The organism is Streptomyces sp. NPDC053560 (assembly GCF_044544605.1).
GTDB lineage: Bacteria > Actinomycetota > Actinomycetes > Streptomycetales > Streptomycetaceae > Streptomyces.
The window spans coordinates 237,643-263,090 of the sequence record NZ_JBITXI010000004.1 but is presented as its reverse complement, the minus strand read 5'-3'; the positions used below and the strand labels follow the sequence as shown (position 1 = coordinate 263,090).

At 73.1% G+C, this 25,448-nt stretch carries 21 protein-coding genes; 15 read left to right on the top strand and 6 right to left on the bottom strand.

Annotation, left to right across the window (positions count from 1 at the left end):
• Positions 1-30: 30 nt before the first annotated feature.
• On the bottom strand, positions 31-663 hold the full coding sequence (locus ACIGQF_RS10945; RefSeq protein WP_399708032.1) for a TIGR03085 family metal-binding protein: 633 nt from the start codon (positions 661-663) through the stop codon (positions 31-33).
• 220 nt (positions 664-883) lie between these two features.
• Here ACIGQF_RS10945 and hisI point away from each other — a divergent pair, with 220 nt between their 5' ends.
• From hisI to lgt, 11 genes are all read left to right on the top strand, one after another.
• Positions 884-1,300 (top strand): phosphoribosyl-AMP cyclohydrolase, encoded by a 417-nt coding sequence (hisI, locus tag ACIGQF_RS10940; RefSeq protein ID WP_399708030.1) that lies wholly within the window; start codon positions 884-886, stop codon positions 1,298-1,300.
• 79 nt (positions 1,301-1,379) lie between these two features.
• Positions 1,380-2,927, top strand: a complete 1,548-nt coding sequence (locus ACIGQF_RS10935; protein WP_399708028.1) for an anthranilate synthase component I — start codon at positions 1,380-1,382, stop codon at positions 2,925-2,927.
• A 72-nt stretch (positions 2,928-2,999) separates the two neighbouring features.
• A complete protein-coding gene (locus ACIGQF_RS10930; RefSeq protein WP_399708026.1) occupies positions 3,000-3,674 on the top strand; it encodes a TIGR02234 family membrane protein in 675 nt (224 codons plus the stop codon).
• 120 nt (positions 3,675-3,794) lie between these two features.
• Positions 3,795-4,031, top strand: a complete 237-nt coding sequence (locus ACIGQF_RS10925; protein ID WP_361560550.1) for an HGxxPAAW family protein — start codon at positions 3,795-3,797, stop codon at positions 4,029-4,031.
• 172 nt (positions 4,032-4,203) lie between these two features.
• Positions 4,204-4,656: a DUF2752 domain-containing protein gene (locus ACIGQF_RS10920; protein WP_399708024.1), complete on the top strand. Its 453-nt coding sequence runs from the start codon at positions 4,204-4,206 to the stop codon at positions 4,654-4,656.
• A 214-nt stretch (positions 4,657-4,870) separates the two neighbouring features.
• On the top strand, positions 4,871-5,680 hold the full coding sequence (gene trpC, locus ACIGQF_RS10915) for an indole-3-glycerol phosphate synthase TrpC (RefSeq protein WP_052865883.1): 810 nt from the start codon (positions 4,871-4,873) through the stop codon (positions 5,678-5,680).
• Between the two features lie 23 nt (positions 5,681-5,703).
• A complete protein-coding gene (gene trpM, locus ACIGQF_RS10910; protein WP_399708021.1) occupies positions 5,704-5,988 on the top strand; it encodes a tryptophan biosynthesis modulator TrpM in 285 nt (94 codons plus the stop codon).
• A 151-nt stretch (positions 5,989-6,139) separates the two neighbouring features.
• Positions 6,140-7,444, top strand: coding sequence for a tryptophan synthase subunit beta (gene trpB, locus ACIGQF_RS10905; RefSeq protein ID WP_399708019.1), 1,305 nt, complete (start codon positions 6,140-6,142; stop codon positions 7,442-7,444).
• Entirely contained in the window at positions 7,444-8,256 is an 813-nt protein-coding gene (gene trpA / locus ACIGQF_RS10900; RefSeq protein ID WP_399708017.1) for a tryptophan synthase subunit alpha, read from the top strand. The genes trpB and trpA overlap by 1 nt, the downstream gene beginning before the upstream one ends.
• 85 nt (positions 8,257-8,341) lie before the next feature.
• A complete protein-coding gene (locus tag ACIGQF_RS10895) occupies positions 8,342-9,112 on the top strand; it encodes a DsbA family protein (RefSeq protein WP_399708015.1) in 771 nt (256 codons plus the stop codon).
• A 115-nt stretch (positions 9,113-9,227) separates the two neighbouring features.
• Complete coding sequence (gene lgt, locus ACIGQF_RS10890) at positions 9,228-10,232, top strand: prolipoprotein diacylglyceryl transferase (protein ID WP_399708013.1); 1,005 nt, start codon at positions 9,228-9,230, stop codon at positions 10,230-10,232.
• A gap of 58 nt (positions 10,233-10,290) precedes the next feature.
• Here the strand turns inward: lgt and ACIGQF_RS10885 are convergent, their stop codons facing one another.
• Genes ACIGQF_RS10885 through ACIGQF_RS10870 form a run of 4 tightly spaced genes read right to left on the bottom strand, consistent with a single transcriptional unit; the run spans position 10,291 to position 15,282 of the window.
• Entirely contained in the window at positions 10,291-11,718 is a 1,428-nt protein-coding gene (locus ACIGQF_RS10885; RefSeq protein ID WP_399708011.1) for an ADP-ribosylglycohydrolase family protein, read from the bottom strand.
• Complete coding sequence (locus tag ACIGQF_RS10880) at positions 11,715-12,887, bottom strand: ADP-ribosylglycohydrolase family protein (protein WP_399708009.1); 1,173 nt, start codon at positions 12,885-12,887, stop codon at positions 11,715-11,717. Before ACIGQF_RS10880 ends, ACIGQF_RS10885 begins: the two co-directional genes overlap by 4 nt.
• A complete protein-coding gene (locus tag ACIGQF_RS10875; RefSeq protein WP_399708007.1) occupies positions 12,884-14,236 on the bottom strand; it encodes an ADP-ribosylglycohydrolase family protein in 1,353 nt (450 codons plus the stop codon). Before ACIGQF_RS10875 ends, ACIGQF_RS10880 begins: the two co-directional genes overlap by 4 nt.
• Positions 14,233-15,282 (bottom strand): ADP-ribosylglycohydrolase family protein, encoded by a 1,050-nt coding sequence (locus ACIGQF_RS10870; RefSeq protein ID WP_399708005.1) that lies wholly within the window; start codon positions 15,280-15,282, stop codon positions 14,233-14,235. The genes ACIGQF_RS10875 and ACIGQF_RS10870 overlap by 4 nt, the downstream gene beginning before the upstream one ends.
• A 308-nt stretch (positions 15,283-15,590) precedes the next feature.
• Here ACIGQF_RS10870 and ACIGQF_RS10865 point away from each other — a divergent pair, with 308 nt between their 5' ends.
• The 3 genes from ACIGQF_RS10865 (at position 15,591) to ACIGQF_RS10855 (ending at position 22,690) form a co-directional block, all read left to right on the top strand.
• Complete coding sequence (locus ACIGQF_RS10865) at positions 15,591-16,331, top strand: VIT1/CCC1 transporter family protein (RefSeq protein WP_399708003.1); 741 nt, start codon at positions 15,591-15,593, stop codon at positions 16,329-16,331.
• Positions 16,332-16,623: 292 nt separating this feature from the next.
• The gene (gltB, locus tag ACIGQF_RS10860) at positions 16,624-21,237 is read left to right on the top strand and encodes a glutamate synthase large subunit (protein WP_399708001.1); all 4,614 of its coding nucleotides are present in this window, start codon (positions 16,624-16,626) and stop codon (positions 21,235-21,237) included.
• The gene (locus ACIGQF_RS10855) at positions 21,230-22,690 is read left to right on the top strand and encodes a glutamate synthase subunit beta (RefSeq protein ID WP_399707999.1); all 1,461 of its coding nucleotides are present in this window, start codon (positions 21,230-21,232) and stop codon (positions 22,688-22,690) included. The genes gltB and ACIGQF_RS10855 overlap by 8 nt, the downstream gene beginning before the upstream one ends.
• Positions 22,691-22,834: 144 nt before the next feature.
• Here the strand turns inward: ACIGQF_RS10855 and ACIGQF_RS10850 are convergent, their stop codons facing one another.
• Positions 22,835-23,311, bottom strand: coding sequence for a PPOX class F420-dependent oxidoreductase (locus ACIGQF_RS10850; RefSeq protein WP_399707997.1), 477 nt, complete (start codon positions 23,309-23,311; stop codon positions 22,835-22,837).
• Between the two features lie 230 nt (positions 23,312-23,541).
• Between ACIGQF_RS10850 and ACIGQF_RS10845 the strand changes: the two genes are divergently transcribed.
• Positions 23,542-25,428 (top strand): propionyl-CoA synthetase, encoded by a 1,887-nt coding sequence (locus ACIGQF_RS10845; protein ID WP_399707995.1) that lies wholly within the window; start codon positions 23,542-23,544, stop codon positions 25,426-25,428.
• Positions 25,429-25,448 lie beyond the last annotated feature (20 nt).

Sequence of the window (25,448 nt, the reverse complement as noted above, 5' to 3'; positions counted from 1 at the left end):
CCCCCGCCCGGAGACGCCCGCCGCCCGGGGCTACAGCCCCAGCTTGGTCTCCTGCGCCCGGACCACCGCCTCCTTGTCGCCGTCCAGCTCCACCTTGGCGGCACCCTGCCGCCCGAACAGGAACAGCGTCAGCTCGCCCGGCTCGCCGGTGACGGTCACCACCGGCGTGCCGCGGTGCGCCACCGCGGTCCGGCCGTCCGGGCGGCGCAGCACCAGGCCCACCGGGGCCTTCCGCCCCAGCACCCGGGCCATCCGCTCGATCCGGGACCACAGGGCGTCGGCGAAGCCGGAGCTCAGCTCGCGCGGCGTCCAGTCCGGCTGGGCCCGCCGCACGTCCTCGGCGTGCACGAAGAACTCCACGGTGTTCGACGCCTCGTCGATCTGCTTCAGACCGAACGGCGAGACGCGCGGCGGCCCGGTCCTGATCAGCCGGATCAGCTCCTCGTACGGCTTGGCGGCGTACTCGCTCCGCACCCGCTCCATCCGGGACGCCAGCGGCTTGAGCACCAGGCCGCCGGCCGCGTCCGCGCGCCGCTCGCGCACCACCACATGGGCGGCCAGGTCACGCGCGGTCCAGCCCTCGCACAGCGTCGGGGCCTCGGGCCCCGCGCCCTCCAACAGGTCGGCGAGAAGAAGTCGTTCACGCTTGGCATGGGTCGACATGGCCTCACCCTACGGCCCGGCCCGCCGCCCGTGCCACGACGCCGCGCGGTCACTTCCGCACCCCGCGTCACCCCTGGACGAGGATCACCGCCATCACCACCACGGCCGCCACGAAGACCGCGCACAGCACGATCGTCGCCACCTTGGCCGCCCGGTCGTCGTCCGGGGGCGGATACCGGTCGTTCATGCCCGCATGATGCCGCACGGCACAATGGAGGGCATGAGCAGCAGTCCCGCCACCCCGTCCCCCGAGCCCTCGGCCCCGGCCGCACAGGCAGCAGCGCCCGCCGGCACCTCCCTGGACCCGGCCGTCGCCGCCCGGCTCAAGCGCACCCCCGACGGGCTGGTCCCCGCCATCGCCCAGCAGTACGACACCGGCGAGGTGCTGATGCTCGGCTGGATGGACGACGAGGCGCTGCACCGCACGCTGACCACCGGCCGCTGCACCTACTGGAGCCGCAGCCGCCGGGAGTACTGGGTCAAGGGCGACACCTCCGGCCACGTCCAGCACGTGAAGTCCGTCGCCCTGGACTGCGACGCGGACACCGTCCTGGTCAAGGTCGACCAGGTCGGCGCGGCCTGCCACACCGGCGCGCGCACCTGCTTCGACGAGGACGTCCTGCTCGCCGGGGAGTGACCCGCCGGGTGTCCGCTGCGCCGATCAGTACGCGGACACGCCCGGCCCCCGCCGCTGATCGCCACTAGGATCCGCTGGCATGACCACGGGAACCACCGGCACCGCCACTCCGGACCTCGAAAACTTCCGCACCCTCGCGAAGGACCGCCGGGTCATCCCGGTCACCCGGCGGCTCCTCGCGGACGGCGACACCCCGGTGGGCCTGTACCGCAAGCTCGCGGCGGAGCGCCCCGGCACCTTCCTCCTGGAATCCGCGGAGAACGGCCGCAGCTGGTCCCGCTACTCCTTCATCGGCGTCCGCAGCGCCGCCACCCTCACCGCCCGCGACGGGCAGGCGCACTGGCTCGGCACCCCGCCGGTCGGCGTGCCCACCGAGGGCGACCCGCTCGCCGCGCTCCGCGAGACCGTCGAGACCCTGCACACCCCGCGCGACCTCATCGAGGGCCAGGGCCTGCCGCCCTTCACCGGCGGCATGGTCGGCTACCTGGGGTACGACATCGTGCGCCGCCTGGAGAAGATCGGCGACAGCACCGAGGACGAGCTGCGGCTGCCCGAGCTGACCATGCTGCTCACCTCGGACCTGGCCGTACTGGACCACTGGAACGGCACGGTCCTGCTGATCGCCAACGCGATCAACCACAACGACCTGGACACCGGCGTCGACGAGGCGTACGCGGACGCCGTGGCCCGCCTCGACACCATGGCGTACGACCTGAGCCGCCCCGCCCCCTCGAACGCCGCAGCCCTCCCCGCCTCCGAGCTGCCCGAGTACACCGAGAAGTGGGGCGGCGAGGCCTTCAAGGACGCCGTCGAGGACATCAAGGAGCGCATCCGGGCCGGCGAGGCCTTCCAGGTCGTGCCCTCGCAGCGCTTCGAGACGCCGTGCACGGCCTCCGCGCTGGACGTCTACCGGGTGCTGCGGGCCACCAACCCCAGCCCGTACATGTACCTCTTCCGCTTCGAGGGCGGCGACGGCCTCCCCTTCGATGTGGTCGGCTCCAGCCCCGAGGCGCTGGTCAAGGTCGAGGACGGGCAGGCGATGCTGCACCCCATCGCCGGCACCCGGCCGCGCGGCGGCACCCCGCAGCTGGACCAGGCCCTCGCCGACGAGCTGCTGGCCGACCCCAAGGAACGCGCCGAGCACCTGATGCTGGTCGACCTGGGCCGCAACGACCTGGGCCGGGTCTGCGAGCCCGGCAGCGTCGAGGTCGTCGACTTCATGTCCATCGAGCGCTACAGCCACGTCATGCACATCGTGTCCACGGTCACCGGCAAGGTCGCGGACGGCCGCACCGCCTTCGACGTGCTCACCGCCTGCTTCCCCGCCGGCACGCTGTCCGGCGCCCCGAAGCCGCGCGCCCTGCAGATCATCGAGGAGCTGGAGCCCAGCCGGCGCGGCGTCTACGGGGGCTGCGTGGGCTACCTGGACTTCGCCGGCGACTCCGACACCGCCATCGCCATCCGCACCGCCCTGCTCCGCGACGGCACGGCGTACGTCCAGGCCGGCGCCGGCATCGTCGCCGACTCCGACCCGGACGCCGAGGACCAGGAGTGCCGCAACAAGGCGGCGGCGGTGCTGCGCGCGGTCCACACCGCCAACCACCTCGAAGGCCCCTCCGGCCTGTGAGGACACCGCCGCCGATGGCCGCCGGCCACCCCGGACGAGCGTGCAGCCGACGGCGTACGGGATAGTGGAAGGGTGAGTGCCGTACCCCCGCCCCGCACCGACGCCGCGACGGCCGACGCCGCAGCCCCAGCCGCCGGCGGCGGCCGGGGCAGCGCGCGCAAGCCCCTCGCCCTGGCCCTCCTCCTCGGAGCGCTCGGCGCCGCCCTGGCCCTGCTCTCCTCCGGCCGCACCTGGGCCACCGCCTCCGCCGTGGTCGCCCAGGGCGAGCTGCCGCAGAAGGCGTCGGGCCAGGACATCACCGGCGTACCCGGCGCGCTCGCCGTCGTCGGGCTCGCCGCCCTGGTCGCGGTCTTCGCCGTACGCGGCGCCGGCCGCCTCGCCGTCTCCGCGCTGCTGGCGCTCAGCGGGGCCGGCACCCTCGCCGGCGCCCTCCTCGGCAACGCCGACACCGCCGCGCTGAAGGCCAAGGCCGCCACCGCCACCGGCATGAGCGACGCGAGCGTCCACCACGTCGCGCACACCGCCTGGCCCTGGGTGGCCGCCGGCGGCGGCGCGCTCCTGCTGATCGCCGGGCTGCTGGCACTGGTCTACGGCCGGCGCTGGCCCGCGATGTCCGGGCGCTACGAGCGCGCGACGGGCGGCCCCCGCGCCACCCGCGGGCCGCGCCGCGCCGCCGCGAAGCCGGACCTGGACCGCCCGGAGGAGATCTGGAAGTCGCTGGACCGGGGCGAGGACCCCACCACCTAGGCGGTGGCCGGCACCGGCCCCTACCGACCCGATGGCGGGCCCACCCCGCGCATCAGGGACAATGATTCCGAGCGAACGCCGCGCCCCGACCCAGGCGCGAGAAAGCAACGAGGAGCACTCATGTCGAGCAATGGCCACGGCCACGGACACACCCCGGCTGCCTGGACCGGCGTCATCATTTCGTTCATCGGCTTCTGCGTCGCGGGCGCCTTCATGGTGGTCGCCAACGTGCCCGGCTTCTGGGCCGGCGTGGTCCTCATCCTGGCCGGCGCCGTAGTGGGCGGCATCATGCACCTCATGGGCCTGGGCTCCGCCCCGAAGCGCGCCAAGGGCACCCCGCAGCCGCAGCAGAGCTGACCGCCCGGCGGCCGGACACCGGTCCGGCCCCGGCCCGGGCCCGCTGCGGCCCCGTGCTCGACGAAGGCGCGGCTTCCCGGCCGTTCCGCACGCCCCGCGCTCATGGCGCGGAGTGGCCCGTGCGGCGGCAGGGAAGCTGCGCCTTCGTCCGTACCGGGGGAGAATCGGTCCCGTGACGGAACCCGTGGCGCGTACCCCGGACGGCCCGCCCTCCGCGGCCCGGCGCGGCGCAGCGCGCCGCCTCGCCGCCCCGCTGGGCGCCCTCGCGGCGGTCCTGGCGGCCTTCGCGTACGTCGGCGCCGTCGACCCCAACGAGGCCGGCCACTACCCCGTCTGCCCGCTGCTGCGGCTCACCGGCCTGTACTGCCCGGCCTGCGGCGGGCTGCGCAGCGCCCACGCGGTCGCGCACGGCGACCTGGGCGCAGCCCTCGGCGCCAACGCCCTGGCAGTGCTCGGCTACGCCGCGTTCGCGCTGTTCTGGGCCGGCTGGCTGGCGCGGGCCGGGCGCGGGCTGCCGGCCGCCGGGCCGCGGCCGAGACCCGTCCACTGGTGGCTGATCGGGGGCGCTGTGCTGCTGTTCACCGTGGTACGCAACCTCCCCGCCGGATCGGTTCTCGCCCCGTGAGCGCCGTGAGCGCCGTGAGCGGCCCTTTCCCGCCGCTTCCGGAGCGCCCGAACGCGGCCGGTATGTATCGGTATCTGTCCATGTTGTGGGACTGCGGACAGCCGGATGCGGGGCCGGAGCCCCTGGCCGGATACCATCGGAGTGCCTGCTGGGAGCGCACCGCGCCCCCGAAGGCGACAGATTTCCTCCACCGCTCTAGAAGGAGGCCGCTCGCGTGAGTGTGCTCGACGAGATCATCGACGGAGTCCGCGCCGACCTCGCCGAGCGACAGGCGCGCGTCAGCCTCGACGAGCTGAAGGAGCGGGCGAAGAAGGCCGCCCCCGCCAAGGACGGCGTGGCCGCGCTCAAGGGCGACGGCATCCGGGTGATCTGCGAGGTCAAGCGCTCCAGCCCGTCCAAGGGCGCGCTGGCCGCCATCGCCGACCCGGCCGGGCTCGCCGCCGACTACGAAGCGGGCGGCGCCGCCGTCATCTCCGTCCTCACCGAGCAGCGCCGCTTCGGCGGCTCGCTGGCCGACCTCGAAGCCGTCCGGGCCAAGGTCGACATCCCGATCCTGCGCAAGGACTTCATCGTCAGCGCCTACCAGCTGTGGGAGGCCCGCGCGTACGGCGCCGACCTGGCGCTGCTGATCGTCGCCGCGCTGGAGCAGGAGGCGCTGGTCTCGCTCATCGAGCGGGCCGAGTCGATCGGGCTGACCCCGCTGGTCGAGGCGCACGACGAGGAAGAGGTCGAGCGTGCGGTGGCCGCCGGAGCGAAGATCATCGGCGTGAACACCCGCGACCTGAAGACCCTCAAGGTCGACCGCGGCAACTTCGGCCGGGTCGCCCCGGAGATCCCCGACCACATCGTCAAGGTCGCCGAGTCCGGCGTCCGTGGGCCGCACGACCTGATCGCGTACGCCAACGAGGGCGCGGACGCCGTGCTCGTCGGCGAGTCGCTGGTCACCGGCAAGGACCCGAAGACCGCCGTCGCCGACCTCGTCGCCGCCGGCTCCCACCCCGCCATCCGGCACGGCCGGGACTGACGGGACCGAGAAGACCGCCTCTCATGACCGCCGCCACCCGATTCCAGCAGCCGCGCCCGGGCCACCACCCGGCCGCGGCCGGTGCCGCGCGCCTGCCGCACGCGGCCCTGGGACGAGGGTGCCCGCCCGTCTCCCGCCACCGCCCCGAGTCGAAGCGCTGCGCGCTGCCCCCATGGCATCGCGGCTGCCGGGCCCCGGCGCGCCGCGTGCACGGACGGCGCGTCCGCTACCACATCGGCGCGGAGCCCGGCCAGATCAACGGCAGCCGATGGCGCCGTGCCGCGCCGCGCGCGGGCTCCCACGCCTGACCGGACCTCCCCGGCGGACGCCTGTCCGTACGGGTGCTCCGGCAGTGTGTGACACCCGGGGCCGCGCCGCGCGCACGTAGCTTGATGCCCGTATTTCGCTACATCGAGACTTCCGGGGTGCCTGCGCGCGCCCCGGTGAGGAGTACGTCGGATGTCGTCTGACTTCTTCATTCCGGACCCCGAGGGCCAGGTGCCCAGCACCGAGGGCTACTTCGGCGCCTTCGGCGGCAAGTTCATCCCCGAGGCCCTGGTCGCCGCGGTCGACGAGGTCGCCGAGGAGTACGAAAAGGCCAAGGCCGACCCCGAGTTCGCCCGCGAGCTCGACGACCTGATGGTCAACTACACCGGCCGGCCCAGCGCCCTCACCGAGGTGCCGCGGTTCGCCGAGCACGCCGGCGGCGCGCGGATCTTCCTCAAGCGCGAGGACCTGAACCACACCGGCTCGCACAAGATCAACAATGTGCTGGGCCAGGCGCTGCTCACCAAGCGCATGGGCAAGACCCGCGTCATCGCCGAGACCGGCGCCGGCCAGCACGGCGTCGCCACCGCCACCGCCTGCGCCCTCTTCGGCCTCGAATGCACCATCTACATGGGCGAGGTCGACACCAAGCGGCAGGCGCTCAACGTCGCCCGCATGCGGATGCTCGGCGCCGAGGTCATCGCCGTGAAGTCCGGCAGCCGCACGCTGAAGGACGCGATCAACGAGGCGTTCCGCGACTGGGTCGCCAACGTCGACCGCACCCACTACCTCTTCGGCACGGTCGCGGGCCCGCACCCCTTCCCCGCCCTCGTACGCGACTTCCACCGCGTCATCGGCGTCGAGGCCCGCCGCCAGATCATCGAGCGTGCGGGCCGGCTGCCGGACGCGGCCGTGGCCTGCGTCGGCGGCGGCTCCAACGCCATCGGCCTCTTCCACGCCTTCCTGCCCGACGAGAGCGTCCGCCTGATCGGCTGCGAGCCGGGCGGCCACGGCGTGGAGACCGGCGAGCACGCGGCCACCCTCACCGAGGGCACCCCGGGCATCCTGCACGGCTCCCGCTCCTACGTCCTGCAGGACGAGGACGGCCAGATCACCGAGCCGTACTCGATCTCCGCGGGGCTGGACTACCCGGGCATCGGCCCCGAGCACTCCTACCTCAAGGACGTCGGCCGCGCCGAGTACCGCGCCGTCACCGACGACGCCGCCATGCAGGCGCTGCGGCTGCTCTCCGAGACCGAGGGCATCATCCCGGCCATCGAGAGCGCGCACGCGCTGGCCGGCGCCCTGGAGGTCGGCCGCGAGCTGGGCAAGGACGGCCTCATCGTGGTCAACCTCTCCGGCCGCGGCGACAAGGACATGGACACGGCCGCGCGGTACTTCGGGCTGTACGACGAGGCCTCCGACGACGCCGTCGAGGCGGACGACACCGACGCCACGGACACCGCGCTCGGCGCGCACCACGAGGGGACGAAGTGATGGCGGGCAACGTCGAACTGCTCAGCTCGGTACTGGCCGGCGCGAAGGCCGAGGGCCGCGCGGCCCTGGTCGGCTACCTCCCGGCGGGCTTCCCGACCGTGGACGGCGGCGTGCGCGCCGTCACCGCGATGATCGAGGGCGGCTGCGACGTCGTCGAGGTCGGCCTGCCGCACAGCGACCCGGTCCTGGACGGCCCGGTCATCCAGACCGCCGACGACATCGCGCTGCGCGGCGGCGTCAAGATCGTCGACGTGATCCGCACGGTCGGCGAGGCGCACGCCGCCACCGGCGCGCCGGTGCTGTGCATGACGTACTGGAACCCGGTCGACGCGTACGGCGTGGAGCGGTTCGCCGCCGACCTGGCCGCCGCGGGCGGCGCCGGCTGCATCCTGCCGGACCTGCCGGTCGAGGAGTCCGAGGTGTGGCGGAAGGCCGCCGAGGAGCACGGCCTGGCCACGGTCTTCGTGGTCGCGCCGAGCAGCAAGGACGCGCGGCTCGCCAAGATCACCGCGGCCGGTTCGGGCTTCGTGTACGCGGCGTCCCTGATGGGCGTCACCGGCACCCGCGAGTCCGTCGGCCAGGAGGCCCAGGACCTGGTCAGCCGCACCCGGGCCACCACCGACCTGCCGGTCTGCGTGGGCCTGGGCGTCTCCAACGCCGCGCAGGCCGCCGAGGTCGCGCAGTTCGCCGACGGGGTCATCGTCGGCTCCGCGTTCGTGAAGCGGCTGCTGGCGCACGAGGGCGACCTGGAGGCCGGGCTCGCCGGCGTACGGGAGCTGGCCGGGGATCTGGCCAAGGGCGTACGGGCGTAAAGCCGGTACCGCCGAGGTCCCTCGATAGGGCGAAATCCGGGGCGGAGGGGCGCAGTGGCGTCCCTCCGCCTCGTTTTTCAGCGGTGTGAGCCAGAAAACCCGAGCCGAAGGCACCGCACGCGAGCGGCTGCAGGCACAGCGCGACAAGGAAAAGGCCCGCGCCCGGCGCGGCAGGCAGGCGAAGGTCGCCGCGGTGGTGGTGGCGGTCCTGGCGGTGGCCGCCGGCATCGCGGTCTGGGCGTCCTCCACGGGCGACGACAAGAACACCCCGGTCGCCGCGCCGAAGGGCGCCACCGGCGGGGACAAGCCGGCGGTGACCGTCGGACAGAAGAGCGCACCGTCCACGCTCCAGGTGTGGGAGGACTTCCGCTGCCCCGCCTGCAAGCAGTTCGAGACGGGCTTCCGCTCGACGCTCCATGAGCTCCAGGACGCCGGTGAGCTGCGTACGGACTACCACCTCGCCCTGCTCATCGACGGCAACATGGGCGGCAAGGGCTCGCTGAACGCGGCCAACGCCGCGCTGTGCGCGCAGAACGCCGGCAAGTTCCGCGAGTACCACGACGTGCTGTTCGCCAACCAGCCCGCCGAACAGCAGGACCGGTACGCCGACAAGAACTACCTGATCAAGCTTGCCGGCAAGGTGCCGGGCCTGGTGACCCAGGACTTCCGCTCCTGCGTGAACGACGGCACGTACAACGCCTTCGTGCAGAAGTCGAACGAGGCGTTCCAGAAGGCCGGCCTCCAGGGCACCCCGAGCGTCATCCTCAACGGCAAGAACATCTTCGCCGACCAGAACGCGCAGATGACCCCGCAGAAGCTGAAGCAGATGGTCCAGGAGGCGAACAAGAAGAAGTAGGGCAAGAAGCGAGGCAAGAAGACAGGGCGTAGAAGTGCCGTCCGGGGGTCGTTACTGAGCCGTTGCCGGGTGGGTTGCCGCCCGGCCCGCCCGGCGCGGTAGCGTCGGGGCTGCCATGGACCTCGCATTCATTCCCAGCCCGTCGACCGGAGTCGTGCATCTCGGCCCGATCCCGCTGCGCGGCTACGCATTCTGCATCATCATCGGCGTCTTCATCGCCGTCTGGCTCGGCAACAAGCGCTGGGTGCAGCGCGGTGGCCAGAGCGGGACGGTCGCCGACATCGCCGTGTGGGCGGTGCCGTTCGGCCTGGTCGGAGGGCGGCTCTACCACGTCATCACGACGTACGAGCCGTACTTCGGCGCGGGCGGCGACCCGATCAAGGCGTTCTACGTCTGGGAGGGCGGCCTCGGCATCTGGGGCGCGATCGCCCTCGGCGCGGTGGGTGCCTGGATCGGCTGCCGCCGCCGGGGCATCCCGCTCCCGGCGTACGCGGACGCGGTGGCCCCGGGCATCGCGCTGGCGCAGGCGATGGGCCGCTGGGGCAACTGGTTCAACCAGGAGCTGTACGGCCGCCCGACGGACGTGCCGTGGGCGCTGAAGATCACCTCCGACCCGTCGATCGGCCGTGTGGGCGGCACGTACCACCCGACGTTCCTGTACGAGTCCCTGTGGTGCATCGGTGTCGCGATCCTGGTCATCTGGGCGGACCGGCGCTTCAAGCTGGGGCACGGCCGGGCGTTCGCGCTGTACGTCGCCTCGTACTGCGCGGGCCGCGCCTGGATCGAGTACATGCGGGTCGACGAGGCCCACCACATCCTGGGCCTGCGGCTGAACGTCTGGACGGCGCTGATCGTGCTGGTCCTCGCGGTGGTCTACATGGTGCTGTCGGCGAAGCGGTCCCCCGGCCGGGAGGCGGTCGTCGAGCCGGCCGCGGTGGAGCAGGAGACCGCCGACGCGGAGGACGCCGATACGGAGGACTCCGACGCGGCGGACGCCACCCCGGAGAAGACCGCCCCGGAGAAGGCCGCCCCGAAGGCCGCGGGCTCGGAGGACGCCGAGGACACGGCGGAGGCCGGTGCGGCGGACAAGCCCGCCGGGGCAGGGGAGAAGAAGTCCTAGCCGCGTCACGCGGTGCAGCGGGCCGCGGTCCCTTCGGGGGCCGCGGCCCGCTGCCGTGTCAGCCGAGGACAGCGCCCGCCGGCTCCGGAGCGGCGGCAGTTCCGGTGACGGCGAGGGCGGCCGTCTCCCGGGCCAGCGCATCGAAGCCGATGCCGTCCAGGCCGCCGACGGAGGTGGTCAGCCGGTTGGCGAGCGGTGCCGTCCAGCGGGCGGGCAGGGCGTCCGGCGCACCGGCCAGCAGACCGGTGAGAGAACCGGCCGTGGCGCCGTTGGAGTCCGTGTCCCAGCCGCCGGAGACGACGCGGCAGACGGACCCGGTGAAGTCGCCGTCGGCGTGGGTGAGCGCCGCGGCCAGCAGGGCGGCGTTGGGCAGTACGTGCACCCAGTGGTGCCAGCCGTAGGCGGCGTGCAGCCGGTCCACGACGGATTCGAAGCCGCCGGGTGTGGGATCGGGCGCCTCCCGGGCGGCCGCGATCCCGAAGCGCACGGCCCGCGCGAGCCGGGAGCGGGGCGGCACGACGGCCAGGCCGGCCGACAGGCACTGGTGCACGTCCGCGGTGCCGCCCGCTGCCGCGGCCAGCGCGGCGGCGGCGAACATCGCCCCGTACACGCCGTTGGCGGTGTGGGTCAGCACCGCGTCGCGCCAGGCGGCAGCGGCGGCCCCGGCCGGGTCGCCGGGGTGCGTCCAGCCGTGGACGTCGGCGCGGATCAGGGCGCCGATCCACTCGCGGAAGGGGTTGCGGAAGCGGGCGGTCTCCGGCGGTTCGAGGCCGTCGAGGAGGTTGCGGTACGCGACGCGCTCGGCGGTGAACGTACGGCCCGCCGGCAGCTCCTCCAGCCAGAGCCGGGCGAGGTCGGCGGTGGTGAAGCCGGGGCCGTGGCGGCGGAGCAGGAGCAGTGCGAGCAGGGGGTGGTTCAGGTCGTCGTCCTCGGGCATGCCGTCGATGTTCTCGGCGAGCGAGGTGGCACGGCTGCGGCGGTTCCAGGTGTACCGGGCGGCGGTCGCGGGGTCCAGCCCGGCTTCGGTGAACCAGGTGTGCAGCGGCCAGTTGGCGGTGGACCGGGCGATCTCCCGGATGCCGGCCAGCGGCAGCTTCTCCACCGGTTTGCCGAGCAGGCAGCCGGCGGCGCGGCCCAGCCAGGCGGCCTCCAGCCGGGGGAGGAGACCGGCGGCGACGGGGCCGGGCGGGGGCCCGGGGGCCGCGGCCCGGACGGCCGCCAGGTCGGTGGGTTCGTCGGCGGCCGTGGGACAGGGCAGGGTGGCCAGGTCGTCCAGGAGGGCGGTGGCCAGGGCGCGGAGCCGGGGGGACGCGGGCGTGGGGGAGGCGCCGGCCCGGTCGGGCGCGGGGGTGCCGCCCGCGGTGAGCCAGCGGCGGCGGATCACGGTGGCGTCCCGGCCGTCCTCGGCGGCCTGGCGCAGTTCGTGCCCGATCAGGTCCTCCGGCTGGACCCAGGTGACCCGCAGCGGGGCCGGGGGGTACGTCATCGGCTCTCCGTGAGGGCGGCGAACGCGGCCTCGTGGGCGCGGCGGCGGGACAGGTCGCGGTGGTGGATCTCGTGCGCGACGGCGGTCAGCGCGGCGGCCGGGCCCCGGAGGTCCAGGCGGCTGGCCTCGGTGACGGCCGCGGTCCACTCCGCGGGCACGGGCCGGCCGAGCGCGCCGACCAGGGCGCCGCACATGGTGGCGATGGAGTCGCAGTCGCGGCCGTAGTTGACGGCGCCGAGGACCGTCTCGCGGTAGTCGCCGCCGCCGATCAGCAACAGGCCGAGCGCGACGGGCAGTTCCTCGACGGCGTGCAGCCGGGAGGGCCGCCGGGCGCCCAGCGAGGGCCGGCGGTACTCGGGCCCGACGGTGTCGAACGGCGAGACCGCGCCCCGCAACGACGTCAGCGCGGGCTCGAACTCGTCGTATTTCACCGCCACTTCGCAGACCGCTTCGATCGCCGTGCGGGTGCCGTCCTTCGCAAGGGCGAGCGCCGCGTCGACGATCGAGGCGGGGGTGGCGCCGGGGACGCAGGCCGCGGCCACCGCGGCGGCGAGGACACCGGCCGCCTCCCGCCCGTACGAGGACTGGTGCGCGCCCGCGACGTCCAGCGCCTCGGCGTAAGCGCCGCGCGGATCACCGGCGTTGACCAGGCCGACCGGGGCCATGTACATCGCGGCGCCGCAGTTGACGATGTTGCCGACGCCGGCCTCGCGGGGGTCGGCGTGCCCGTAGTGCAGCCGGGTGACGAGCCACTTCTCGGCGAGGAACACCCGCTGCAGGGGCAGCGCCTCGGCCTCCAGCTCGGGGATCCAGCGGGGCTCGGTGATCAGTTCGGGGACGAGGTGGTCGGCCACTGCGTAGGCGTCGAGGTGGTCGCGGACCTTCTCGTACACCCTGATCAGCGCGTGGGTCATGAGGGTGTCGTCGGTGACGTGGCCGTCGCCCTTGTGGTACGGCGCGAGGGGGCGCGCTGTGCGCCAGTCCTCGTGCCAGGGGCCGACGATGCCGCGGACCGGTCCGCCGTGCCGCTCCCGGATCTGCTCCGGGCTCCAGCCCTCGACCGGACCGCCGAGCGCGTCGCCGACGGCGGCCCCGGCCAGCGCGCCGGCCGTGCGGTCGGCGAGGCTCGGGCACGCCGTGGTGGTGGGTGGTGCCGCGGTGTCGGTCATGGCTCGGCCGGTCCTTTCGCCAAGGGGGTCTGCGGGCTGATCAAGGGCGCCTGCGGAGTGGCCGGGGGCGTCTGCGGAGTGGTCAGTTCGGTGCCCGCGAGCAGCTCGGCCAGCTCGACCAGGTCGGTGCCGGCCAGCCGGGGCAGCGCGCAGCCGGAGAGCGTGCGGCAGGTGGCGCGCCAGGCGGCGGGCAGCGCGGCGGCGCCGCCGAGCGCGCCGGTCAGGGCGCCGGTGAGGGCGGGGGCCGAGTCGGCGACGCGGGAGAGGCAGGCGGCGGCGGGCACCGCCTCGGCGGTCCGGCCACCGCCGGCGAGGGCCAGTGCGAGGGCGACCGGCACGGTCTCGGCGGCGGCGATGCCGTAGCTGTAGACGTGGTCGACGATCTCGTGCTCCAGGGTGGGGACGAGGGCGAACGCGGCGCCGGGGCTGCCGTCGGCGGTGGCCTCGGCCAGGTGCACGGCGTGCAGGGCGTTGCGGCGGATCTCGGTGCCCTCGGGGAGCTGGGCGAGGGCGGCCTCGACGCACGCGGCGACGCCGGTGCCGCCGAGCGCGGCGGCGACCGCCGCGGCCATCGCGCGGGCGCCGTGCACGCCGTCGCCGTCCTGGGTGTACCGGGCGTCGAACTCGGCGAGCCCGGCCGCCGAGGCGGGGTCGCCGGGGTGGACGACGGCGAGTACGGCGGCGCGCACACAGGCCGCGTCGTCGAAGAAGTGCGGGTTGTCGTGGCCGGTGGCGGGCGGCCGCAGCCCGGCGGCGAGGTTGCCGAGCCCGGCGCGTACGGAGATCCGGGCGCGCAGCGGCAGCACCGCCGACTCGACCTCCGGGGCGCGGTCGGCGGCGGCCGCGACCTCGCAGGCCAGCGCGTTCCAGGCGAGGTCGAGGGCGGCCCGCATCCTCCGGTCCCGGCCCAGGTCGGAGAGGAAGGCGCCGGCGGCCGTGAGCACGGAGCCGGCGGTGAAGGCGGCCCACTCGGCGTCGTCGGAGGGGCCCAGGCGGAGCGGCTCGGGGGGCTGGTTGAGGGCGATGGGGACGGGGAGCGTGGTGGTGGCGTTCTGTTCGGCGAAGGTGTCCAGTTCGCGGGTGAGGCGGCGGGTCCACTCGGGCATCCGGGCGGCGCGGTGCCGGGCCGCGGGCCAGCCCGCGGCATCCCCGGCGGCGAGGCCCAGGAGGAGGCCCTCGATGCGGGTGGGGCTGGGTGGGACGGCAAGCCCGTCCGGCGTTTGAGGACGAGCCCGGAGGGCGATCGGGGCCGCGGGGAACTGCGCGAACGGCCCCGGCGGTGCGGCGGTCGCCCGCGGCCGGCCGGGGGCGGCCCCGGCAGCGCCGCCGTCGGGGCCGGAGGCGGTCATGACGTCACCCGGCCCGGGGGCGTCAGCATGTCCGCGATATCGAGGACGTGGTAGCCCGCCATGGACGGCAGGCAGCTGCCGCGTACCGGGCCGATGACCCGGGCCCAGTCCTCGGGGACGGCGGCGAGGCCGCCCAGCGCGCCGGCCAGGGCACCGGCGACCGCCGCCGTGGTGTCGGCGTCCCGGCCCATGTTGACGGCGGTCAGCACCGCGCCGCGGAAGTCGCCGGCCGCCGCGGCGAACGCGCCGAAGGCCAGGCCGACCGCCTCGGGCGCCAGGTCGGTCCAGGGATAGCCGCCGATGACCACGGCGGAGCGGACGGCGCGTTCGGTGCCGAGCCGGGTGATGCCGGGGTCCAGGCGGGAGCGCTGGGCGGCGGCCACGGCGCGGCGCAGCGAGCGGGCCGTCCAGGAGTCCTCGGGGACGACGGAGAGCGCGGCGGCGATCACCGCGTCGGTGGTCCGGGCGACCATCGCGGCCGCGACCCCGGCGGCCACGGCCTGGCCGCCGTAGATGCCCTCGCCGTCGTGGCTGACGGTGCCGTCCACCGCCACCAGGCGGGCGGCCTCGGCCGGCCGGCCCGCCGCGTGTACGCCGAAGGGGGCGGCCCGCATCGCCAGTCCGTCGCTCCAGGCATGCCGGTGCTGGGCCGAGATCGGTGCGGCGAGGCCCCTGCGGAGGTTCTCCAGGGTGCCGCGCTCGCTGAATCCGGCGCCGCGGAAGGGACCTTCGTCCAGGTCGGCGATCCACTGGTGCCAGGCGGCCTCGACGTGCGCGACGGTGAGCGCCGCGCCGTGCTCGGCCAGCAGCAGCCCGGAGAAGATGGCGTATTCGGTGTCGTCGGTGCCGGCGGGGTCGTCGGCGACGAAGCCCTCGATGCGGCCCCACCTGCGGCGGATCTGCGAGGGCTTCATGTTCTCGGCGGGGGCGCCGAGCGCGTCGCCGACGGCGAGGCCCAGGAGGGAGCCGCGGGCCCGGTCGCGCGGATCGGCGGTGCGGTCACCCGGGGTGAGAGGGACGGGCGAGGGGGCGTGCGGTGTGCTCATGTGCGTGCCCTTCCGCCGACCGGTCCCGGGTCCGTACGAGTGGGAGGGATCGTAGGGCCGGTTTGCCGCGAATGGGGGGACATCAGGCCGGATCGGATCGATGTCGCGATGGCCGGATCCAGGCCGCCGGTGAACAGCCGCTGTGATCCGGATCACGCGATGATCGTCTCGGTAAAGTCGCAGGTCAGAGCGGTAAGTACGGCCTTCCTTGCTAGCGCGGAGGGGTGTGGGCCGCATAACTTCGGAAGTGTTCCAGGGGGAAGTGCCGCTCATCGGCCCACACCTCGTGAGGGAGGAAGAGGTCCCTTATGTCCGTCACAGATGTCATGGACGCGTCGGCTCCTACGCACATTGCCCACCGTGACAACCACACCCACCGTGACGTGAACGGCGGCTGGCTCCGCCCGGCGGTGTTCGGTGCGATGGACGGCCTGGTGTCGAACCTCGCCCTGATGACGGGCGTGGCCGGCGGCTCGGTGTCGCAGCAGACCATCGTCATCACGGGGCTGGCCGGGCTGGCCGCCGGCGCCTTCTCGATGGCCGCCGGTGAGTACACCTCGGTGGCCTCGCAGCGGGAGCTGGTCCAGGCGGAGCTGGACGTGGAGCGCCGTGAGCTGCGCAAGCACCCCAAGGACGAGCAGGCTGAGCTGGCCGCCCTGTACGAGTCGCGCGGTGTGGAGCCGGCCCTCGCCCGCGAGGTGGCGGCGCAGCTCTCCAAGGATCCGGAGCAGGCCCTGGAGATTCACGCGCGCGAGGAGTTGGGCGTGGATCCGTCGGACCTGCCCTCCCCGCTCGTCGCCGCCGTTTCCTCGTTCGGGTCCTTCGCGCTGGGTGCGCTGCTGCCGGTGTTGCCGTACCTTCTGGGTGCCTCCGCGTTGTGGCCCGCGGTGATCCTGGCGCTGCTCGGACTCTTCGGCTGCGGTGCGGTGGTGGCTCGGGTGACGGCGCGTTCGTGGTGGTACAGCGGGTTGCGCCAGTTGGCCCTCGGCGGTGCCGCCGCAGGTGTGACGTACGTCCTGGGCGCACTGTTCGGAACCGCCGTAGGGTGACTTCCTATGCGTGCAGGCGCATAATTAACGTGTTACCTCGCGGTTTCAGAAAATGACCAGCGGGCATAAGGCACTGACGCCGGAGGCAACGTCGCTTGCCGGCGACCCGCGCTGTCGGACGATGCGCTGTCCCACTGCGTTCTCGATCCACCGCCCTGAGCGGTGTCCGCATGCTGGAAGCCTCTATCCGATTCGCGAGATCGAGGTCATCCTGTAACCTGCACGCAAAATTCGCGGAGGGCCAACGTCGTCCCTCGGCACTGCACATGCCACGACGACGTTGGGAGAGCCGATGCGTTCCGCGTCCACGCACTCCGCGACCACCGGCAGCGCTACCAGCGCCGCCTGGTCGCCCATGGACGGGCGCCCCGCCCAGCAGGGGATGTACGACCCGCGCAACGAGCACGACGCCTGTGGCGTCGGCTTTGTCGCGACCCTCACCGGTGAGGCGAGCCACGCGCTGGTCGAGCAGGCCCTGACTGTTCTGCGGAACCTCGAACACCGCGGCGCCACCGGCTCCGAGCCCGACTCCGGCGACGGTGCGGGCATCCTCCTGCAGATTCCCGACGCCTTCCTGCGCGAGAACGTCACCTTCGAGCTGCCCGAGGCCGGCGCCTACGCCGCGGGCATCGCCTTCCTCCCCTCGGACGCCGAGGAGGCCCAGGCCGCCGTCTCGAAGATCGAGACGATCGCGTCCGAGGAAGGGCTGAACGTCCTCGGCTGGCGCGTCGTCCCCGTCGCCCCGCAGCTGCTCGGCAACGGTGCCCGCGCCACCATGCCCGCCTTCTCCCAGATCTTCGTCTCTGGGGGAGGGGAGAACACCGGGCTGGCCCTGGACCGCAAGGCCTTCGTGCTGCGCAAGCGCGCCGAGCGCGAGGCCGGCGTGTACTTCCCCTCGCTCTCCGCCCGGACGATCGTCTACAAGGGCATGCTGACCACCGGTCAGCTGGAGCCGTTCTTCCCGGACCTCTCGGACCGCCGCTTCGCCACCGCCATCGCGCTGGTCCACTCGCGGTTCTCCACCAACACCTTCCCGAGCTGGCCGCTGGCCCACCCGTACCGCTTCGTCGCGCACAACGGCGAGATCAACACGGTCAAGGGCAACCGCAACTGGATGCGCGCCCGCGAGTCCCAGCTCGGCTCGAAGCTCTTCGGCGACGCCACCGAGACGCTGGAGCGCCTGTTCCCCGTCTGTACGCCGGACGCCTCGGACTCCGCGTCCTTCGACGAGGTCCTGGAGCTGCTCCACCTCGGCGGCCGCTCGCTGCCGCATTCCGTGCTGATGATGGTCCCGGAGGCCTGGGAGAACAGCCCCTCCATGGACCCGGCCCGGCGCGCCTTCTACCAGTACCACTCCACGATGATGGAGCCCTGGGACGGCCCGGCCTGTGTCACCTTCACCGACGGCACCCAGGTCGGCGCGGTCCTGGACCGCAACGGCCTGCGCCCCGGCCGTTACTGGGTCACCGACGACGGCCTCGTCGTGCTCTCCTCCGAGGTCGGCGTCCTGGACATCGACCCCGCCAAGGTCGTCCGCAAGGGCCGCCTCCAGCCCGGCCGGATGTTCCTCGTGGACACCGCCGAGCACCGCATCGTCGAGGACGACGAGATCAAGGGCGCCCTCGCCGCCGAACACCCCTACGCGGAGTGGCTGGAGGCCGGCGAGATCGAGCTGGAGGACCTCCCCGAGCGCGAGCACATCGTGCACACCCACGCCTCGGTCACCCGCCGCCAGCAGACCTTCGGCTACACCGAGGAAGAGCTGCGCGTCCTCCTCGCACCGATGGCCAAGGCCGGTGCCGAGCCCATCGGTTCGATGGGTACGGACTCGCCGATCGCCGCGCTCTCCGAGCGCCCCCGGCTGCTGTTCGACTACTTCACCCAGCTGTTCGCGCAGGTCACCAACCCGCCGCTGGACGCCATCCGCGAGGAGCTCGTCACCTCGCTGATCTCCTCGCTCGGCCCCCAGGGCAACCTGCTGGAGCCCACCGCGGCCTCCTGCCGCAGCGTCACGCTGCCGTTCCCGGTGATCGACAACGATGAGCTGGCCAAGCTCATCCACATCAACGCCGACGGCGACATGCCGGGCATGACGGCCGTGACCCTCTCCGGCCTCTACCGCGTCAGCGGCGGCGGCGAGTCCCTCGCGGCCCGCATCGACGAGATCTGCGCCGAGGCCGAGGCCGCCATCGAGGACGGCGCCCGCCTGATCGTCCTCTCCGACCGGCACTCCGACGCCGAGCACGCGCCGATCCCGTCGCTGCTGCTCACCTCCGCCGTCCACCACCACCTCATCCGCACGAAGCAGCGCACCCAGGTGGGCCTGCTCGTCGAGGCCGGTGACGTCCGCGAGGTCCACCACGTCGCGCTGCTGATCGGCTACGGCGCCGCCGCGGTCAACCCGTACCTGGCCATGGAGTCCGTCGAGGACCTGGTCCGCGCCGGCACCTTCCTGCCCGGCGTCGAGGCCGAGACCGCCATCAAGAACCTGATCAAGGCGCTCGGCAAGGGCGTCCTGAAGGTCATGTCCAAGATGGGCATCTCCACCGTCGCCTCCTACCGCGGCGCGCAGGTCTTCGAGGCCGTCGGCCTGGACGAGGCCTTCGTCGACAAGTACTTCCACGGCACCGCCACCAAGATCGGCGGCGCGGGCCTGGACGTCATCGCCAAGGAGGTCGCCCAGCGGCACGCCAAGGCGTACCCGGCCTCCGGCATCGCCCCGGCGCACCGCGCGCTGGACATCGGCGGCGAGTACCAGTGGCGCCGCGAGGGCGAGCCGCACCTGTTCGACCCGGAGACCGTCTTCCGCCTGCAGCACTCCGCGCGCTCGGGCAAGTACGAGATCTTCAAGAAGTACACCGAGCGGGTCAACGAGCAGTCCGAGCGCCTGATGACGCTGCGCGGCCTGTTCGGCTTCAAGTCCGACCGGCCCTCGATCCCGATCGAGGAGGTCGAGCCGGTCAGCGAGATCGTCAAGCGGTTCTCCACCGGCGCCATGTCGTACGGCTCCATCTCCCAGGAGGCGCACGAGACCCTCGCCATCGCCATGAACCAGCTGGGCGGCAAGTCCAACACCGGTGAGGGCGGCGAGGACCCGGAGCGCCTGTACGACCCGGCGCGCCGCTCCTCCATCAAGCAGGTCGCCTCCGGCCGCTTCGGTGTGACGTCCGAGTACCTGGTCAACTCCGACGACATCCAGATCAAGATGGCCCAGGGCGCCAAGCCCGGCGAGGGCGGCCAGCTGCCCGGCCACAAGGTCTACCCGTGGGTCGCCAAGACGCGTCACTCGACGCCGGGCGTCGGGCTCATCTCCCCGCCGCCGCACCACGACATCTACTCCATCGAGGACCTGGCTCAGCTGATCCACGACCTCAAGAACGCCAACCCGCAGGCCCGCATCCACGTGAAGCTGGTCTCCGAGGTCGGCGTCGGCACGGTCGCCGCGGGTGTCTCCAAGGCGCACGCGGACGTGGTCCTGATCTCCGGCCACGACGGCGGTACGGGCGCCTCGCCGCTCACCTCGCTGAAGCACGCCGGCGGCCCCTGGGAGCTCGGCCTCGCCGAGACCCAGCAGACGCTGCTCCTCAACGGCCTGCGCGACCGCATCGTCGTGCAGACCGACGGTCAGCTGAAGACCGGCCGCGACGTGGTCATCGCCGCCCTGCTGGGTGCCGAGGAGTACGGCTTCGCGACCGCCCCGCTGGTGGTCTCCGGCTGCGTCATGATGCGCGTCTGCCACCTGGACACCTGCCCGGTCGGCATCGCCACCCAGAACCCGACGCTGCGCGAGCGGTTCAGCGGCAAGGCCGAGTACGTCGTCAACTTCTTCCAGTTCATCGCCGAGGAGGTCCGTGAGCTCCTCGCCGAGCTGGGCTTCCGCAGCCTGGAGGAGGCCGTCGGCCATGCCGAGCTGCTGGACACCACCCGCGCGGTGAACCACTGGAAGGCGCAGGGCCTGGACCTGGCCCCGCTGCTGCACGTGCCCGAGCTGCCCGAGGGCGCCGTCCGCCACCAGATCGCCATCCAGGACCACGGTCTGGAGAAGGCGCTGGACAACCAGCTCATCAAGCTGGCCGCCGACGCCCTGAACGCGGACACCGCGGAGCAGGCCGAGCCCGTCCGGGCCCAGGTCGCCATCCGCAACATCAACCGCACGGTCGGCACCATGCTCGGCCACGAGGTGACGAAGAAGTTCGGCGGCGCGGGTCTGCCCGACGACACCATCGACATCACCTTCACCGGCTCGGCCGGCCAGTCCTTCGGCGCCTTCCTGCCGAAGGGGGTCACCCTCCGCCTGGAGGGCGACGCCAACGACTACGTCGGCAAGGGCCTGTCCGGCGGCCGCGTCGTCGTCCGCCCGGACCGCGGCGCCGACCACCTGGCCGAGTACTCCACCATCGCGGGCAACACCCTCGCCTACGGCGCCACCGGCGGCGAGCTGTACCTGCGCGGCAAGGTCGGCGAGCGCTTCTGCGTCCGCAACTCCGGCGCCACGGTGGTCTCCGAGGGCGTGGGCGACCACGGCTGCGAGTACATGACCGGCGGCAACGCGGTCGTCCTGGGCGAGACGGGCCGCAACTTCGCGGCCGGTATGTCCGGCGGCTTCGCGTACGTCATCGACCTGGACCCGGCCAACGTCAACAAGGACCTGGTGTCCGCGGTCAACCCGCTCAACGAGACCGACAAGCAGTGGCTGCACGACGTGGTGCGCCGCCACCAGGAGGAGACCGGCTCCACCGTCGCCGGGAAGCTCCTCGCCGACTGGGATGGCGCGGCCGCGCGCTTCAGCAAGGTCATCCCGCCCACGTACCAGGCAGTGCTCGCCGCCAAGGAAGCCGCCGAGCAGGCCGGACTCTCCGAGTCCGAGACCCACGAGAAGATGATGGAGGCGGCGACCAATGGCTGACCCCAAGGGCTTCCTGAACCACGACCGCGAGGTCGCCAAGACCCGTCCCGTCGAGGAGCGCGTCAAGGACTGGAACGAGGTCTACCAGCCCGGCTCCCTGCTGCCGATCATCAGCAAGCAGGCCTCGCGCTGCATGGACTGCGGTATCCCGTTCTGCCACAACGGCTGCCCGCTGGGGAACCTCATCCCCGAGTGGAACGACTACGCGTACCGCGAGGACTGGGAGGCCGCGAGCGAGCGGCTGCACGCGACCAACAACTTCCCGGAGTTCACCGGTCGCCTCTGCCCCGCGCCGTGCGAGGCCGCCTGCGTGCTGGGCATCAACCAGCCGCCGGTGACCATCAAGAACGTCGAGGTCTCCATCATCGACAAGGCGTGGGACAACGGGGACGTCACCCCGCAGCCGCCCGAGCGCCTGTCCGGCAAGACCGTCGCCGTCATCGGCTCGGGCCCGGCGGGTCTCGCCGCCGCCCAGCAGCTGACCCGCGCCGGGCACACCGTCGCCGTCTACGAGCGCGCGGACCGTATCGGTGGTCTCCTCCGCTACGGCATCCCCGAGTTCAAGATGGAGAAGCGCCACATCAACCGCCGCATCGAGCAGATGCGCGCGGAGGGCACCAAGTTCCGCACCGAGGTGGAGATCGGCCGCGACATCGACGCCGCCAAGCTGCGCCGCCGGTACGACGCCGTCGTGATCGCCGCGGGCTCGACCACCTCCCGCGACCTGCCGGCGCCCGGCCGCGACCTCAAGGGCATCCACTTCGCGATGGAGTACCTCCCCCTCGCGAACAAGGTGCAGGAAGGCGACCTGACCGTCGCCCCGATCTCCGCCGAGGGCAAGCACGTCGTCGTCATCGGCGGCGGCGACACCGGCGCCGACTGCGTCGGCACGGCCCACCGGCAGGGCGCGCTGTCCGTCACCCAGCTGGAGATCATGCCCAAGCCGGGCGAGGAGCGGAACGAGGGCCAGCCCTGGCCGACCTTCCCGATGCTCTACAAGGTCACCTCCGCGCACGAGGAGGGCGGCGAGCGGATCTACTCCGTGAACACCACCCACTTCGAGGGCGACGAGGACGGCAACGTCCAGGCGCTGCACCTGATCGAGGTGGAGTTCAAGGACGGCAAGCTGGAGCAGAAGCCCGGCACCGAGCGGAAGATCCCCGCCCAGCTGGTCACCCTCGCGATGGGCTTCACCGGCACCGACAAGGAGAACGGCCTGGTCGAGCAGTTCGGCCTGGAGCTGGACGAGCGCGGCAACATCGCCCGCGACGCCGAGTTCGAGACCAACGTCCCCGGCGTGTTCGTCGCCGGTGACGCGGGCCGCGGCCAGTCGCTGATCGTGTGGGCCATCGCCGAGGGCCGCTCCGCGGCCAAGGGCGTGGACCGCTTCCTGACCGGCGCGTCCTCCCTGCCCGCCCCCATCAAGCCGACGGACCGCGCACTGGCCGTATAACGCCCGTGTCGTCCTGACGGCCCCCAGATGTCCCGTACAACGACGTACGGAACAAACGCGGCGCCTGCCCCTTCCCCGACCGGTGAGGGCAGGCGCCGCAGTGTGCCGCGGGCGGGCCGGGCCGCCGCCGGGCCCGGGCCCGGCTCAGCTCTCCTCGTCCTCCACCAGCCGCGCCGGGAAGCCGCCCGTGGCGATGGGGCCCCAGCGGCGGGGGGTGATGCGGATGATCGACTTACCCTGCTTGATCATCGCGGCGCGGTACTCGTCCCAGTCCGGGTGCTCGCCGGAGATGTTGCGGAAGTACTCCACCAGCGGCTCGACCGAGTCCGGGGCGTCGATGACCTCGGCCTCGCCGTCGACCTGCACCCACGGGCCGTTCCAGTCGTCGGAGAGGACGATGACGCTGACGGACGGCGCGCGGCGGGCGTTGCGGACCTTGGCGCGCTCGGGGTACGTGGAGATGACGATCCGGCCCGAGTCGTCCACGCCGCAGGTCAGCGGCGAGCCCTGAGGGGTGCCGTCCGACCGGCGGGTCAGCAGGATGGCGCGGTGCCGGGGGCGGACGAATTCCAGCAGCTCGGCGAGTTCGACGGTGGTGTTGGTGGCGATGGAAGGACTCATAACGGGGAGCCTAGGCGCTGGAGTGCGCTCCAAGCCCCACCGCCGCGACCGGTCCCGGCCGCCGCCGCACCGGTACGACCGCACACCCGCCCCACCCGCCCGTGCGCCCCTCTTCCTCCGGCGCTCCGTACAGGACACAGTGGACGCCCGAAGACCGACCAGGACGCCGGCAGGGCGGGTGAGCGGAGACCTGCGCGGCCGGTCGGCCGAGACGAGGAGTGAGCGCGACGATGCGTGCCTACCGTGCGGCGCACGAACAGAGCATCACCGACCCCGAAGGCTTCTGGGGAGCCGCGGCCGAGGCGGTGACCTGGACGAGGAAACCCGGCCGCGTACTGGCCGCGGACCGCCCGCCGTTCTTCCGCTGGTTCCCCGACGGCGAGCTCAACACCTGCTACAACGCCCTGGACCGGCACGTCGCCGCCGGCCATGGCGACCGCACCGCGCTGATCCACGACAGCCCCGTCACCGGCACGCAGGAGCACTTCAGCTACGCCGAACTCCTGGACCGTACGGCCCGCTTCGCCGGCGTCCTTCGCTCCCTGGGCGTCGGCAGAGGCGACCGCGTCGTCCTCTACCTGCCGATGGTCCCGCAGGCCGTTGTCGCGATGCTGGCCTGCGCCCGCCTCGGCTCCGTGCACTCCGTCGTCTTCGGCGGCTTCGCGCCGCGGGAGCTCGCCGTCCGCATCGACGACGCCCGGCCCAAGGTCGTCGTCTCCGCGTCCTGCGGCATCGAGGGCAAGCGCGTCCTCCCGTACAAGCCGATGCTCGACGAGGCGCTGGGCATCGCCGAGCACACGCCCGACCACTGCGTCATCCTGCAACGGCCGCAGGAACGCGCGGAGATGACCGAGCGCGACCTGGACTGGGACGAAGCCATGGCGGCCGCCGCACCCGCCGCCTGCGTCCCCGTCGCCGCCACCGACCCGCTCTACATCCTCTACACCTCCGGCACCACCGGGCGTCCCAAGGGAGTCGTCCGCGACAACGGCGGCCACGCCGTCGCCCTCACCTGGAGCATGGCCAACGTCTTCGACATCGGCCCCGGCGACGTCTGGTGGACGGCCTCCGACGTCGGCTGGGTCGTCGGCCACTCCTACATCGTCTACGCCCCCCTGCTGACCGGCGCCACCACCGTCCTGTACGAGGGCAAACCCGTCGGCACCCCGGACGCGGCCGCCTTCTGGCGGGTGATCGCCGAACACCGCGTCAAGGCACTGTTCACCGCCCCCACCGCACTGCGCGCCGTCCGCAAGGAGGACCCCGAAGCCGCGCTCCTCGCCGGCCACGACACCGGCTCGCTGCGCACGCTCTTCATGGCGGGGGAGCGGCTGGACCCGGGGACGTACCACTGGGCGAGCCGGGTGCTGGACGTGCCCGTGATCGACAACTGGTGGCAGACCGAGACCGGCTGGCCGATCGCCGCCAACCTGCGCGGACTGGACCCGATGCCGGTCAAGCCCGGCTCGCCGACCGTGCCGGTCCCCGGCTACGACCTGCGGGTCCTGGACGAGAACGGGGAGCCGTGCGCCCCCGGCCAGGACGGCTCGGTCGCGCTGCGGCTGCCGCTGCCGCCGGGCTCGCTGCCCACCCTCTGGAACGACGACGAACGGTACGTCTCCTCGTACCTCTCGCGGTTCCCCGGCCACTACGCGACCGGCGACGGCGGATACGTCGACGAGGACGGCTACGTCTTCATCATGGGCCGCACCGACGACGTGATCAACGTCGCCGGACACCGGCTGTCCTCGGGCGCGATGGAGGCCGTCCTCGCGAGCCACCCGGCGGTCTCGGAGTGCGCCGTCATCGGCGTCGCCGACGCGCTCAAGGGCCAGGTGCCGCGGGCCCTGGTGGTCCTCAAGGCCGGCGCCGCGGACGACCACGACCGGATCGCCGCCGAGCTGGTGCAGTCCGTACGCCGGGAGATCGGTGCGGTCGCCGCCCTGAAGGAGGCCGTGATCGTGCCCGCGCTTCCCAAGACCCGCTCCGGCAAGATCCTGCGCCGCAGCATGCGCGCCCTCGCCGACGGCGTGGACGAGCCGGTCCCCGCCACCGTCGAGGACCCCGCCGTCCTGGAAGCCCTCCGCCCGGTGCTCCGCCCACGACAGCAGGACTGAATACCGCCGACCGGGAGCAG

Bases quoted from the DNA above. Each gene is read 5' to 3' on its own strand.
- ACIGQF_RS10925 (WP_361560550.1), top strand. From the start codon at position 3,795: ATGTCGAGCAATGGCCACGGCCACGGACACACCCCGGCTGCCTGGACC.
- hisI (WP_399708030.1), top strand. From the start codon at position 884: ATGAGCAGCAGTCCCGCCACCCCGTCCCCCGAGCCCTCGGCCCCGGCC.
- lgt (WP_399708013.1), top strand. From the start codon at position 9,228: ATGGACCTCGCATTCATTCCCAGCCCGTCGACCGGAGTCGTGCATCTC.
- trpM (WP_399708021.1), top strand. From the start codon at position 5,704: ATGACCGCCGCCACCCGATTCCAGCAGCCGCGCCCGGGCCACCACCCG.
- ACIGQF_RS10865 (WP_399708003.1), top strand. From the start codon at position 15,591: ATGTCCGTCACAGATGTCATGGACGCGTCGGCTCCTACGCACATTGCC.
- ACIGQF_RS10880 (WP_399708009.1), bottom strand. From the start codon at position 12,887: ATGACCGACACCGCGGCACCACCCACCACCACGGCGTGCCCGAGCCTC.
- ACIGQF_RS10850 (WP_399707997.1), bottom strand. From the start codon at position 23,311: ATGAGTCCTTCCATCGCCACCAACACCACCGTCGAACTCGCCGAGCTG.
- ACIGQF_RS10945 (WP_399708032.1), bottom strand. From the start codon at position 663: ATGTCGACCCATGCCAAGCGTGAACGACTTCTTCTCGCCGACCTGTTG.
- trpB (WP_399708019.1), top strand. From the start codon at position 6,140: ATGTCGTCTGACTTCTTCATTCCGGACCCCGAGGGCCAGGTGCCCAGC.
- ACIGQF_RS10885 (WP_399708011.1), bottom strand. From the start codon at position 11,718: ATGACGTACCCCCCGGCCCCGCTGCGGGTCACCTGGGTCCAGCCGGAG.
- ACIGQF_RS10855 (WP_399707999.1), top strand. From the start codon at position 21,230: ATGGCTGACCCCAAGGGCTTCCTGAACCACGACCGCGAGGTCGCCAAG.
- ACIGQF_RS10845 (WP_399707995.1), top strand. From the start codon at position 23,542: ATGCGTGCCTACCGTGCGGCGCACGAACAGAGCATCACCGACCCCGAA.
- ACIGQF_RS10935 (WP_399708028.1), top strand. From the start codon at position 1,380: ATGACCACGGGAACCACCGGCACCGCCACTCCGGACCTCGAAAACTTC.
- ACIGQF_RS10875 (WP_399708007.1), bottom strand. From the start codon at position 14,236: ATGACCGCCTCCGGCCCCGACGGCGGCGCTGCCGGGGCCGCCCCCGGC.
- gltB (WP_399708001.1), top strand. From the start codon at position 16,624: ATGCGTTCCGCGTCCACGCACTCCGCGACCACCGGCAGCGCTACCAGC.
- ACIGQF_RS10870 (WP_399708005.1), bottom strand. From the start codon at position 15,282: ATGAGCACACCGCACGCCCCCTCGCCCGTCCCTCTCACCCCGGGTGAC.
- trpA (WP_399708017.1), top strand. From the start codon at position 7,444: ATGGCGGGCAACGTCGAACTGCTCAGCTCGGTACTGGCCGGCGCGAAG.